The following is a 12,993-nucleotide window of genomic DNA, read 5'->3' as shown; positions in this document are numbered from 1 at the left end:
CGTCCGTCCGTCCCTCCGCCCCGCGCTTCTTCGGCTCCCGGCCGAAGAACAGGGCGTAACCGGCCGGCAGGACCAGGATGGTCAGCACCGTGGCAACCAGGATGCCGCCCATCATGGCGTAGGCGAGCGGACCCCAGAAGACGCCGCGCGAGATCGGGATCAGCGCCAGCACCGCCGTCAGCGCCGTCAGCGTGATCGGCCGGAAACGGCGAACGGCCGAACCGATGATGGCCTCGTAGCGGTCCATGCCCGCGGCGATGTCCTGGTCGATCTGGTCGACCAGGATGATCGAGTTGCGCATGATGATGCCGAGCAGCGCGATGACGCCGAGAATGGCGACGAAGCCGAACGGCGCACCGCTGATCAGGAGTGCCGCGGCAGCACCGATAATGCCAAGCGGACCGGTCGCCAGCACCAGCATCGCCTTGCCGAAGTTCTGCAGCTGGATCATCAAAAGCACGACAATGACGGCCAGCATGATCGGTGCCTTGGCGGCGATCGAAGCCTGGCTTTCCGCCGAATCCTCCGCACCGCCCTGGATTTCGATCTTGTAACCGGGCGCCAGACCCGCACGCAGGTCCTTCATGTCGTTGTACATCTTGGTGACGACGTCGTTGGACTGCACGCCGTCGGGCAAGGTGGCGCGCACGCTGATGGTCGGCAGGCGGTCGCGGCGCCATTCGATGCCTTGCTCCAGCACCGGCACCACCTTGGCCACCTGCGACAGCGGCACGAAACCGCCGAAGTCGGTCGGGATATAGACCGAGTCGACCGAGGACAGCAGGCTGCGGCTGGCATTCGGCTCGCGGGCGACGATGGACACCGTCTCCTCGCCGTCGCGGAAGTCGTCGAGCGGCGCGCCGGACATCGTCGCCTGCAGCATCTGGCGGATGCGCTGCGAGGTGACGCCGAGTGCGCGGGCACGATCCTGGTCGATGACCAGCTTCATCGCCGGAACCGGCTCCAGCCAGTCATCATGCACGGCGCCAAGCAGCGGATCTTCACGGAACTTCGCCTTCACCTGGTCGGCGATGCGGCGCACCTCCTGGCGATCCGGCCCCATGACGCGCATCTGCACCGGCCAGCCGGTCGGCGGACCGAGGAACAGACGATCGACCTTGGCACGGATGGACGGGAAGTCTTGCGCCAGAACGGTGCGCAACTTGACGATCAGACGCTCGCGAGCCGGTTCGTCATTGGCCATGACGAGCAACTGGGCAAAGTTGGGGTTGCTCAGCTGCTGGTCGAGCGGCAGGAAGAAGCGCGGCGCGCCCTCGCCGATATAGGTGGCGATGAAACGCTTGTCCTTGTCGTCCATCATCTTGGTCTCGAGCGCCTTGGCCTGCGCCTCGACTTCCTTGATGCTGGTGCCTTCCGGCAGCCAAAGGTCGACGAGGATTTCCGGCCGCGACGATTGCGGGAAGAAGTTCTGCGGAATGAACTGGAAAGCCCACAGGCTGGTGCCGAAGGTGACCAGCGTCATCACCAGGACGATGATGCGATGGCGCACGGCCCAGCTGACGGTGGCACGAAGCCGGCGGTAGAAACGCGTGTCGAAGACATCGTGATGGCTGCCGGCATGCTTGCGCTGCTTGAGGATCATGTTGCCGAGCCATGGCGTGAAATAGACCGCGACGAACCAGGAGACGATCAGCGCGATGCCGACGACATAGAACAGCGTGCGGACATATTCGCCGGCGGTCGAGGCCGCGAAGCCGACCGGAATAAAGCCGGCCGTGGTGATCAGCGTGCCGGTCAGCATCGGGAAGGCGGTCGAGGAATAGGCGAAGCTCGCCGCCTCGACCTTGACCATTCCCTCCTCCAGCTTGCGCTCCATCATCTCGACGACGATCATCGCGTCGTCGACCAGAAGACCGAGCGCGATGATCAGCGCGCCGAGCGAGATGCGCTGCAGGTCGATGCCGAGCTCGTACATGATGGCGAAGGTCGCGGCCAGCACCAGCGGGATGGCGATGGCGATGACCAGGCCGGAACGCCAACCGATCGACAGGAACGAGACGACGAGCACGATCAGCAACGCTTCGCCAAGCGCATGCATGAACTCCGCCACCGCATCGGTGACGACGCCCGGCTGGTCGGAGATCTGGTCGACCGCAACGCCGTAGGGCAGCGCCTCTTCGAAGCGCTTGTAGGTGGCCTCGACATCCTTGCCGACATCGGTAACCTTGAAGCCCTTGGCCATGACGACGCCCAACTGCACGCTGTCGTGACCGTTGAAGCGGTACTTTCGCTGGAACGGATCCTGCAACCCCGAACTCACCGTGGCGATGTCGCCCAGCCTCGTGACCTGACCGCCGGCGCGCAGGCGCAGGTTCCTGATATCCTCGACCTTGCCGACATCGCCCTCGACGGAAATGCGCACCGAGTTGGTGCCGGTATCGACGGAGCCGGCCGGGTCGACATTGTTCTGTCCCTTGATCGCATTCTGCAGATCGGTCAGCGTCAGGCCGCGTTCGGCCAGGGCCTTGGACGAGACGTCGATGTAGAGCTTTTCAGGCTGGTCGCCGATGATGACGGCCTTCTCGACGCCGGGCGTCGTCAAAAGCATGTCGCGCGCCTGGATGGCGAACTTCTTCAGCTCGGGATAGCTGAAGCCGTCGCCGCTGATCGAATGCAGGGTGATGAAGGTGTCGCCGAATTCGTCGTTGAAATAGGGGCCGAGCAGACCTTGTGGCAAGTCACCGGCAATGTCACCGACCTTCTTGCGCACCTGGTAGAACGCGTCGGTCACCTCGGCGGTGTTGGTGTCGCCCTTGATCTGCACGGTGATGATGGCGCTGCCGGCGCGGGTGAAGGAGCGCACGAAATCGAGATGCGGCGTCTCCTGCAGCTTGCGTTCGATCTTGTTGACGACCTGGTCTTCCATCTCCTGGATCGAGGAGCCCGGCCAGATCGCCTGGACGACCATGACCCGGAAGGTGAAATCGGGATCTTCCTTCTGGCCCATGCGCATCAGGCCGAGCGCGCCGGAAATGATGATCAGGCCGAACAGGAACCGCGCAATGGCGGGATGGCCGATTGCCCAGCGCGACAGGTTGAAGGGCCGCTTCTCTTCCGTGGAATTGGTCATCGACGCTGGTCCATCTATCTAGCGCAACAAAATCGAGGGTTCGTAGTGGCTTCCGGGCGGCAAGGCTCTCCCAGCGGAGAAGCACTCATCGCGGTGGGACGCGAAATCGATGTGGGGTTACATCAATCGAGCGTCTCGGTCGGGCGCCTGCCGCCCGGAAACCAGCGGCTGCGGGAACGCGCAGCCGGTTGTCTGTCGTCAGCGCACCTGCTTGGCGTCGCCGTCCGCCGCGGATGCCGATTGCAGCGCCGTATCACCGGCGAGCTTCACCTTGAGGTTCTCGGTCATGAATTGCGTGCCGGCGGCGACCACGACATCGCCGGGTTTCAAACCCTCCGCGACACGCACGCCATCGGCGGCGAACTCGGCAACCTTGATCGGACGAGCATGAACGGTGTCGGCGCCACGATCAACGGTCCAGACGATCGATTGGGTGCCTTGCTCGGCCAGTGCGCTCAGGGGGATCGAGACCAGCTGCCGCTCATTGGCCGCCGTGGCTTCGATGCTGGCGGTCATGCCGAGCAGCACACGCGGATCGTTGGGCAGGCTGACGCGGACGGCAAAGGTGCGTGATTGCGGATCGGCGCTGCCGGCGACTTCGCGGACCTTGCCGTCGAGCGCCAGCGCATCATCCGACCAGAAGCCCGCCTTGACCGCCTTGCCCGCCTTGAATTCGGCGATTTCCATTTCGGGGACGGCGATCAGCACTTCCTTTTCGCCGTCGACAGCGACAGTGACAACCGGCGTGCCGGAACCGACCACCTGGCCAACGTCGGCGCTGACCGTGGTGACGATGCCATCCCTGTCGGCCTTGAGATCGGTATAACCGACCTGGTTCTTCGCCTGAGCCAGTGTCGAAAGGGCGGAATCACGGGTGGCGACCGCTTGGTCATAGGTCAAGGTCGCCTGTTCGAGCTGTGATTTCGGGGCAAAATTCTTGGCAAAAAGCTGCTCGGCACGCTTGCGGGCGAGTTCCACGGTCTCGACCTGCCGCTCGGCGGCATCGAGCGCTGCCTGCGCGCTCTTGACCGAAAGGTCGTAGTCAATGGGATCGATGCGGGCGAGCACATCGCCCGAGGCCACATGCTGGCCGATATCGACGAGGCGCTCGGTGATCTTGCCATTGACGCGGAATGCCAGAGCGCTCTCGGTGCGGGCCCTCACCGACCCGGAATAGGAGAGCGTGCGGGTGTCATGTACCTTCGCGATCTCGACAACCTTGACCGGGCGGATGATATCCTTGACTTCGGCTTTTTCCTGGCTGCAGCCGGCAAGCCCGAGAGTGGCGGTGACAAGCAGCACCGGGCCTACAGCCGGCAACCTGCCGATGATTGAACTGAACGAAGACACGCGCGTACTCCCGAAATGGAGATGAATCGTTGAAACCGGCGCCCGGCGGGCGGAGGCTACTTCAAGGCCTTGATTGCATAGTCGACGAGGTCGTCAGGCATTGCCCGGTTGGTCTTGGCAAGGCATTGCGCCACCATCTGCGGATGACACAGGATGACGGTCGCGGCGCCGAAACAGCGAGACGCGATAACCGGATCCTGTTTTCTGAACTCACCGGCCTCGATCCCGTCACGAATGATTTCCGCGAACAGGTCGTGAATGCTGTCGACATGCTTGTCGATCACACCCCAATCCCGTTCGAGGGCGACGATGACCATCTCGTGGACCTTCTGGTCGTCGAGCATGACCTCCATCGTCATCTTGTATTGCGCATGCACGTAGCGCCGGAGCCGCTCCTCGGCGCTGATCGGCAGGCGCGAAATCTCGTAGGCCATCTTGTAGCTGGCGCCGAGCATCCGGCCGCAGACGGCCTGGTGGATTTCGACCTTGGAGGCGAAGAAACGGTAGATGTTGGCCGGCGACATGCCGAGCTCACGCGCAATGTCGGCGACATTGGTCTTGCCGTAGCCATAGTGCCGGAACAGGCGCTCGGCGCAATCGAGAATGCGCGTTACATTTTCCTGTCGGGCGGCTTCGGCGACTATGGTGGCGGCTTCGGACATGATCCTCTATCGATTTACGAGTGACGAATTTTGATTTTCATCACTCGTAAATCGAAAAGAAGGACCTGTCAATGCGGATTCGGTATACACGTACGAATGGTGACAGATGGTGACAGTGAGAAGGTGGAATCGACGATCGCCGTTAGCGGCTGGCCCTGATGAATTCGTCATCCTAGGGCGAAGCAAGGAGCGAAGCGACGCGGCGCAGACCCTAGGATCCATGCCGCGACGTTGGTCAAAGAGTGCGACGGATCAACAGGTTTACACCGGTCAGCGAGCTGTAGCCTGCAGCCGCCATTCTCGACTGTCGGAGCTCGGCCGCAAGGTCACGGCATGGATCCCTGGGGCTGCGGAGCAGCTCCAGGGGTTTCCGCGACGTCGCTTCGCGACTGCTATACCCTAGGATGACGAAGCCCGCGACAAATTGTCGAGGCGAAGCATGGGTGGCGATGCAGCTAAGCCCCCTTGGCCATCTCGCGTAGCCGGAATTTCTGGATCTTGCCGGTCGAGGTTTTCGGGATTTCGGCGAAGATGACCGCCTTCGGCACTTTGAACCGGGCAAGCAGCGCGCGGCAGTGATCGATGATCTCGGCTTCGGTCGCGACCTTGCCGGGTTTCAGCTCGACATAGGCAACAGGCACTTCGCCCCATTTGTCGTCGGGCCTGGCGACGACGCCGCAAGAGGCAACCGACGGGTGCTTGTAGAGCGCGTCCTCGACCTCGATAGAGGAAATGTTCTCGCCACCGGAGATGATGATGTCCTTGGAGCGGTCCTTGAGCTGGATGTAGCCATCGGGGTGCATGACGCCGAGATCGCCGGAATGGAACCAGCCGCCGGCGAAGGCTTCGTCGCTCGCCTTGCGGTTTTTCAGGTAGCCTTTCATGACGATGTTGCCGCGGAACATGACCTCGCCGATTGTCTCGCCGTCGGCCGGTGTCGTCCGCATCGTCTCGGGGTCCATGACCGTCAGGCCTTCGAGCGCTGCATAGCGCACGCCCTGCCGCGCCTTCCTGGCGCTGCGCTCGCCCTTTTCGAGATCATCCCAGGCGCCGTGCCATTCGTTGACGACCGCCGGGCCATAGGTCTCGGTCAGGCCGTAGAGATGGGTGACGGCAAAGCCGGCATCCGCCATCCCCGACAGCACGGCTTCCGGCGGGGGTGCTGCAGCCGTGTTGAAAGTGACCGTCTGCGGAAATGCGCGCTTGTCGTCGTCCCTGGCATTGATCAGCACCGACATGACGACCGGCGCGCCGCACAGATGGGTGACGCCCTGATCGGCGATCGCATCGTAGATCGGCTTCGGCCGCACCCAGCGCAGACAGACATGGGTGCCGGCCTGGACGGCGAGCGTCCAAGGAAAGCACCAGCCATTGCAGTGGAACATCGGCAGCGTCCACAAATAGACCGCGTGCTTGGCCATGCCGGCATGGATGGTGTTGGTGTAGGCCATCAGGGCCGCACCGCGATGGTGGTAGACGACGCCCTTCGGATTGCCCGTCGTTCCGGACGTGTAGTTGAGCGAAATCGCATCCCACTCGTCGTCGGGCATCGACCAGGCGAAGTCCGCGTCGCCGCCTGCGACAAATGCCTCATAGTCCAGTGAGCCTACCCGCTCGCCCTTTGGGTACGGCGCGTCGGCGGCGTATTCGGGATCGTCATAGTCGATGACCAGCGGCTTGACCCTGGCCAGTTCCAGGGCCTGCTTGACGACGCCGGAGAATTCGCGGTCGACGATCAGCACCTTGGTCTCGGCATGATCGAGTTGGAAGGCGATGACCGCCGCATCGAGGCGGGTGTTGAGCGAATGCAGCACCGCCTTGGTCATCGGCACGCCGAAATGCGCCTCCAGCATCGGCGGCGTGTTTGACAGCATGACGGTGACGGTGTCGCCCTTGCCGATGCCGCGCTTCTGAAGGGCCGAGGCAAGCTTCAGCGACCGCTGCCAGAAAGTGCGATAGTCGATGCGCTGGCGGCCATGGATGATGGCGATATGGTCGGGATAGGTCTTGGCCGCGCGCTCCAGATAGGTGAGCGGCGTCAGCGGCTGATGGTTGGCCGCGTTCTTGTCGAGATCCTGTTCGTAAGGATTGCCCATCCCATGCTCCCCCGCGATTTTCTTTCAGACGTTCTAATCACAGGCTTGGGCCGCGTCACCACAAACGATGCCACGACGGAGCGCATTCGGCACAATGATGAACCAGATTCGGCGCAAGCGGGAGCATCGCATACCTCTGCCCAGTTTGACTTTTGTCGAGAGCCGTGAATAATGTCAGCTGAGGAGACGGCATGGCGATCCGACCGGCAGAACAACTCATCCACAAGGCCGCCTGGCTCTACTATGCCCATGGCCTGCGGCAGGACCAGGTGGCGAGCCAGCTTAACATTTCCCGTGCCTCGGTCGCCATGTACCTGCGCAAGGCGCGCGAGACCGGCATCGTCAACATCTCGACTTCGACCCAGCTTTTCACCGACGACGTGCTGGCGCGCAAGCTCGAGGATGCGCTGAGCCTCGACGCCGTCTGGATCGCGCCGGAGAATGATCATATTGCCGACCCGTCGACGGAAATCGCCGTGCTGGCGGCGAGCGTCTTTCTCGAACTGGTCAAGAAGGGCGACCGCATCGGCGTTGCCTGGGGCCGCACCGTCTATATGATTGCCGACGTCATGTCCTATGCCGATCTGCAGGATGTCACGGTGGTGCAGCTCTGCGGCAATCTCGGCGCGCCCTATTCCTATCGCCCCGACCAATGCACTATGGAGATCGCGCGGCGGCTCAACGCCAAAGGGCTCAATTTCTACGCGCCGCTGGTGCTGTCTACGGAAGAACTTGCGCGTGCGCTGCGTGCCGAGCCGGTGATCCGGGAACAATTGTCGGGTGTCGGCGAATGCGACCTGGCGTTATACTCGGTCGGCGCGGTCGACGCCGACAGCCATCTGGTCAAATGCGGCGCGCTGACGCCAAGTGAAATGGCGGATCTGCGCAGCCAAGGCGCTGCCGGCGTGATTGCCGGGCAGATCATAGACGCCGAGGGCAAGGTGCTCGACTGCAGTTATAACAGGCGGGTGATCTCCGCCGAGCTTGCATCGCTGCGCGCCATCGCCAGGCGGTTGGTGGTGGTGCAGGAGGACAGCAAGTTCGAACCGCTGCTCGCGGCGATCGCCGGCGGCCTTTGCACGCATCTGGTGGTCGGCGCGCACATGGCGCAGCGGCTCCTGGATCATGCTGCTGCCACGACAGAAAAGGCCTCCTAGGAAATCCCCTCTCCGTCGCCGGCGCATTGTCATCAAAGCGTCGCGGCATTCCTGTTTCACCATCAAAGACAAACAACCGGACGAAGCGAACATGAAGAATTTGTGGAATGACGAAGCAGCCGAAAAACTCGTCGCCGACTACGCGAAAAAGGGTGTCGGCCGCGACCTGGCGCTGCGCGTCTACACGACCCGGCTGCTCGGCGGCGAACCACGGCTGGTCCTGCATGGCGGCGGCAACACTTCTTGCAAGACGACGGCAACCGACCTCGTCGGCGACCAGTGGGACGTGCTGTGCGTCAAGGGCAGCGGCTGGGACATGGGCGTCATCGAGCCGCAGGGCCTGCCGGCGGTCAAGCTCAAGCCGCTGCTCAAGGCGCGCGCGCTGAACAGGCTGGCCGACGAGGACATGGTTGCCCTGCAACGCGTCAACCTCATCGATCCGTCCTCGCCCAACCCGTCGGTCGAGACGTTGCTGCATGCCTTCCTGCCGCACAAATTCGTCGACCACACGCACTCGACCGCCATTCTCGCCATCGTCGACCAGGAGGACTCCAAGCCGCTGGTGAAGACGGTTTTCGGCAGCAAGATGGGTTACGTGCCTTACATCATGCCCGGCTTCGACCTCGCCAAGGCGGCTGCCGACATCTTCGACGCCGATCCTGACGTCGAGGGCCTGATCCTCGACAAGCATGGCATCTTCACCTTCGGCGACGATGCGAAGCAGGCCTACGACCGGATGATCCATTATGTGAACGTCGCCGAGGACTATATTGCCGCAAGCGGCAAGCCGAAGGCGGCAAAGGCAGCCTTGCCGGCAAAGCTCGCGACGCCGGCGTCGATCGCGCCGATGCTGCGCGGCGCGGTGGCGGTAGCGCGCGGCGAAGGCCGCTTCGACCGAATGGTCAGCGATTTCCGCACTTCGCCGGCAATTGTCGATTTCATCAATTCAGCCGAGATCGCCGATTATGCCGGGCGCGGCGTCTCGACGCCCGATCTGTCGATCCGCATCAAGACCGGGCCGATGGCGCTGCCGGCGCCCGACGCGGACAAGGCCGGCGACTACAAGGCGGTGATCAAGAGCCATGTCGACGCGTTCGCCAAGGATTATCGCGCCTATTTCGAAACCAACGATGCGCTCGACGACGTCAAGCGCACCATGCTCGACCAGATGCCGCGGCTGACGCTGGTGCCCGGCCTCGGCATGTTCGGCCACGGCCGCACCCTGAAGGACGCGAAGATCGCGTCGGATGTCGGTGAGATGTGGATCGAGGCAGTGCGTGGCGCCGAGGCCGTCGGCCGGTTCCATCCGCTTTCCAAGGCCGACCTGTTCCCGCTCGAATACTGGTCGCTGGAACAGGCCAAGCTCGCCTCCAACAAGCCGAAGCCGCTGACCGGCCAGGTGGTGCTGATCACCGGCGGTGCCGGCGCGATCGGTGCAGCGACGGCAAAGCTGTTCGCCGACAATGGCGCCCATGCCGTCGTCGTCGATCTCGACGCCGAAAAAGCCGCCGATGCAGCGAAGAAAGCCGGCAACAATTCGATCGGCGTCGCCGCAGACATCACCGACCCGGCACAGGTGCGTGCCGCCTTCGACAAAGCGGTCGCCGTGTTCGGCGGTGTCGACATCCTGGTTTCCAATGCCGGCGCTGCCTGGGAAGGCCGCATCGGCGAGCTCGACGATGCGCTTTTGCGCAAGAGTTTCGAGCTCAATTTCTTCGCCCACCAGTCGGTGGCGCAGAACGCCGTGCGCATCATGCTCGAACAGGGCACCGGCGGCGTGCTTCTGTTCAACACCTCCAAGCAGGCGGTCAACCCTGGCCCGAAGTTCGGCGCCTATGGCGTGCCGAAGGCGGCGACGCTGTTCCTGTCCAGGCAGTACGCGCTCGACTATGGCGCGCATGGCATCCGCTCGAACGCCGTCAACGCCGACCGTATCCGCTCGGGCCTCTTGACCGACGCCATGATCGCCAGCCGCTCAGGCGCGCGCGGCGTGTCGGAGAAGGACTACATGTCCGGCAATCTGCTCGGCCAGGAAGTGACGGCGCAGGACGTGGCGCAGGCCTTCCTGCATCATGCGCTGGCCGACCGCACCACCGCCGACGTGACGACCGTCGACGGCGGCAATATCGCGGCAGCGCTGCGGTAGGGAAAACCGGCCGAGACTGACGCAAAACAGGCGAAAGTATTCGGGATCTGCAGCTACAGCAGTTCTCGGATGCCTTCCCACGCCATTCTGCCCAACCGTGATTCGGCCTCGTCATTGCCGCCATGTGCATGCAATGTCGAGCGTGGTGTGTTCTCGCCAGGCAAGAGAATGCGATGCCCCGCATCCGGCGATGACACGAGATGTGTGATCTTGCCTGCTTCGCTGCGCCGCCGAACAATCTCTGTCGCGAACCATAGGGAGGGCCACAGCGCATCGTCGCCGCCTGCGACCAGCAGGATCTCGGCCGATGCCGTCTCAACGGGGATGGTCGCCGCAGCCGCTTCCTGCCTGGAGGTTTTCAAGCAATGTTCGAAGAGTCCCCTGTAGGATACCAAGCCATCCACGTATTCTGGTGTCCAGTTTGGATCCGTCGGCACAAACGGCAGGGGGATTCCGTCGAGCGACCATGAGGATCGTTCAGGCCAGCTGACGCCATCCCGGCCAGCACCAATATTTCCCCAAATCACCGATGACGGGCTGATGGCGACCACAGCGTCGATGCGCGGGTCATGGACCGCCGCAAGCAGTGAGGCCTCGGCACCCTTGGATGTGCCGACATAGACGATGCGGTGGCATCCTGTTTCAAGGAGACAATCGGTTGCCGCGAAGAAGGTTTCGAGGGGAATTTCGCATATTCCGGGAGGCTGGCCCTCACCGCCGAACCATTGCAGGGCCAAAGCCGACGAGCCCTCGTTTGCAAAGAGCCGTGCGCGCCCAACATCGACGCGGGCACTCGACCCACCCAACACCACGACACCCGTGGTGGCCTGCGGGCATCGAAACAAGGTTCCGGCGACGGCGCCGGATAGGTTTTCCTCGATTGCCGCCTGAGCTTCCATATACGCACCGAACCTTGGGCCGGAGCCTGGCGCCGGCTGCAGATATTCGGCAAAAAGGCCGCCTGCAGCAAGCGGCTGCAGGCGGCCTTCGATTGCGAAAGTTACTTGGCGTTCGGGTTCGGCATCCAGGCCGGCATCGCGACATCGGCGTGGGCGAACTGCGGCAGCTTGGCCGACAGGTCCTCCATGTTCTTGATGTCCTTGTCGATGAGGTCCTTCTGGGTGATCAGTGTCGGCGGCACGACGACGTTGTGGCCCGGATCTTCACCGGCCAGCAGCTGTGCCAGCGCACGCACCGAGACCTGGCCGACGACGGCCGGATTGGTCGCGGCGGTCGCAGCCCAGGCGCTGTCGGGCTCGCGCATCGCAGCGATGTCCGAGGTCGAAATGTCGGCCGAATAGATCTTGATGCCCTTGTTCAAGCCCGCTTCGTCGACAGCGATCTTCACGCCCTTGGCGAATTCGTCATAGGGAGCGAACATCACCTTGATGTCGGGATGCGCCGTCAGCACCGAACGCGCCTGGTTGGCGACGGAGTTGGCGATCGGATTGTCGAGCGTGCCGAACATCGCGACTTCCTTGATGCCGGCATATTTCTTCTTGACGTCAACCCAGGTCTCGTTGCGGCGGTCGAGCGGCGCGATGCCGGCGACATAGACATAGCCGGCATTCCAGCTCTCGCCATTGTCCTTGACCGCCTGCTCGAGCGCGAGGCGGGCCAGGTCGCGATCGGACTGTTCGATCTGCGGGATCTTGGGGTTTTCGACATTGACGTCGAAGGCCACAACCTTGATGCCGGCGTCGACCGCACGCTGCGCGGCGTCCTTCATCGATTCGGTCAGGCCGTGCTGGATGATGATACCCTGCACGCCGAGCGCGATGGCCTGATCGACCATGTCGGACTGAAGAGCCGCATCCTGGCGGCTGTCGAGGACGCGCAGGTCGATGCCGAGCGCCTTCGACTGCGCCTCGACGCCCGAGAGATAGGCCTGGAAGAAGTCGCCGGTCGAGAGATAGCGCACCAGCGCGATCTTGACGCCGGGCTTGTCGAAGGGCGCCGGCTTGTCCGCGGCAAAAGCCGGAAACTGCATCAGCATGGTTGCGCCGGCCAATCCGAGCGCCACCTTCCCCAGAAGTCTTCTTGTAATGCTCACTTTGTTTTCCTCCACTCTTGTTGAACTCGAAAATCCTGTTCCGGTCGAAAGCTATCTCCTGCCCCTGCCCGAAAGCGCAAAGGTGAAGACAAGGGCGACGACCAGAACCACGCCCTTGATGAAATCCTGCGTGTAGTAAGGCGCGTTCATCATCGTCAGGCCTTGCAGCAAGATGCCGACGAACAGCGCGCCGATGGCGGTGCCGAACGCATTCGGCTTGGCGGCACCCAGCACCGCGTAGCCGATCAGCGCCGCGGCAACCGCATCGAGCAGCAGATTATTACCCGAGGCGATGTCGCCGCGTCCAAGCCGGGCAGCGAGCAAAATGCCGCCGATCGAGGCAAAAACACCTGAAATGACGTAAGCCCAGATCTTGTATGCCTTGACAGGCGCACCGGCGAGTTCGGCGGCGCGCTCATTGCTGCCGACGGCATACAT

9 protein-coding genes are annotated in these 12,993 nt (G+C 62.9%); 2 read left to right on the top strand and 7 right to left on the bottom strand.

The features are described 5' to 3' along the window. The 4 genes from EN914_RS07720 to EN914_RS07700 form a co-directional block, all read right to left on the bottom strand. On the bottom strand, positions 1 to 3,091 hold a 3,091-nt coding region (locus EN914_RS07720; protein ID WP_164778681.1), incomplete at its 3' end, for an efflux RND transporter permease subunit. Between the two features lie 198 nt (positions 3,092 to 3,289). Then, complete coding sequence (locus tag EN914_RS07715; protein ID WP_024502583.1) at positions 3,290 to 4,441, bottom strand: efflux RND transporter periplasmic adaptor subunit; 1,152 nt, start codon at positions 4,439 to 4,441, stop codon at positions 3,290 to 3,292. A 56-nt stretch (positions 4,442 to 4,497) separates the two neighbouring features. After that, on the bottom strand, positions 4,498 to 5,103 hold the full coding sequence (locus EN914_RS07710; RefSeq protein WP_013532915.1) for a TetR family transcriptional regulator: 606 nt from the start codon (positions 5,101 to 5,103) through the stop codon (positions 4,498 to 4,500). A 455-nt stretch (positions 5,104 to 5,558) separates the two neighbouring features. After that, positions 5,559 to 7,199 (bottom strand): acyl-CoA synthetase, encoded by a 1,641-nt coding sequence (locus EN914_RS07700; RefSeq protein WP_024502582.1) that lies wholly within the window; start codon positions 7,197 to 7,199, stop codon positions 5,559 to 5,561. 191 nt (positions 7,200 to 7,390) lie between these two features. Here EN914_RS07700 and EN914_RS07695 point away from each other — a divergent pair, with 191 nt between their 5' ends. Next, the gene (locus EN914_RS07695) at positions 7,391 to 8,356 is read left to right on the top strand and encodes a sugar-binding transcriptional regulator (RefSeq protein WP_013532917.1); all 966 of its coding nucleotides are present in this window, start codon (positions 7,391 to 7,393) and stop codon (positions 8,354 to 8,356) included. A gap of 91 nt (positions 8,357 to 8,447) precedes the next feature. Further along, positions 8,448 to 10,502, top strand: a complete 2,055-nt coding sequence (locus EN914_RS07690; protein ID WP_024502581.1) for a bifunctional aldolase/short-chain dehydrogenase — start codon at positions 8,448 to 8,450, stop codon at positions 10,500 to 10,502. Positions 10,503 to 10,555: 53 nt separating this feature from the next. On the opposite strand, the gene EN914_RS07685 is transcribed toward EN914_RS07690, so the two are convergent. The 3 genes from EN914_RS07685 to EN914_RS07675 form a co-directional block, all read right to left on the bottom strand. Continuing rightward, positions 10,556 to 11,401 carry an acyl-CoA thioester hydrolase/BAAT C-terminal domain-containing protein gene (locus EN914_RS07685; protein ID WP_024502580.1) on the bottom strand — a complete coding sequence of 282 codons (846 nt, stop codon included), beginning with the start codon at positions 11,399 to 11,401 and terminating at the stop codon, positions 10,556 to 10,558. A gap of 101 nt (positions 11,402 to 11,502) precedes the next feature. Then, on the bottom strand, positions 11,503 to 12,555 hold the full coding sequence (locus EN914_RS07680) for a substrate-binding domain-containing protein (RefSeq protein ID WP_013532920.1): 1,053 nt from the start codon (positions 12,553 to 12,555) through the stop codon (positions 11,503 to 11,505). Positions 12,556 to 12,606: 51 nt separating this feature from the next. Beyond that, the coding region (locus EN914_RS07675; protein WP_164778680.1) for an ABC transporter permease at positions 12,607 to 12,993 on the bottom strand (387 nt) is incomplete at its 5' end.

It is taken from the genome of Mesorhizobium sp. M7A.F.Ca.CA.001.08.2.1, from assembly GCF_003998455.1.
Classification (GTDB): domain Bacteria; phylum Pseudomonadota; class Alphaproteobacteria; order Rhizobiales; family Rhizobiaceae; genus Mesorhizobium; species Mesorhizobium ciceri.
Note: the sequence above shows the minus strand (reverse complement) of the source record. Positions and strands in the feature narration are given on the sequence as shown.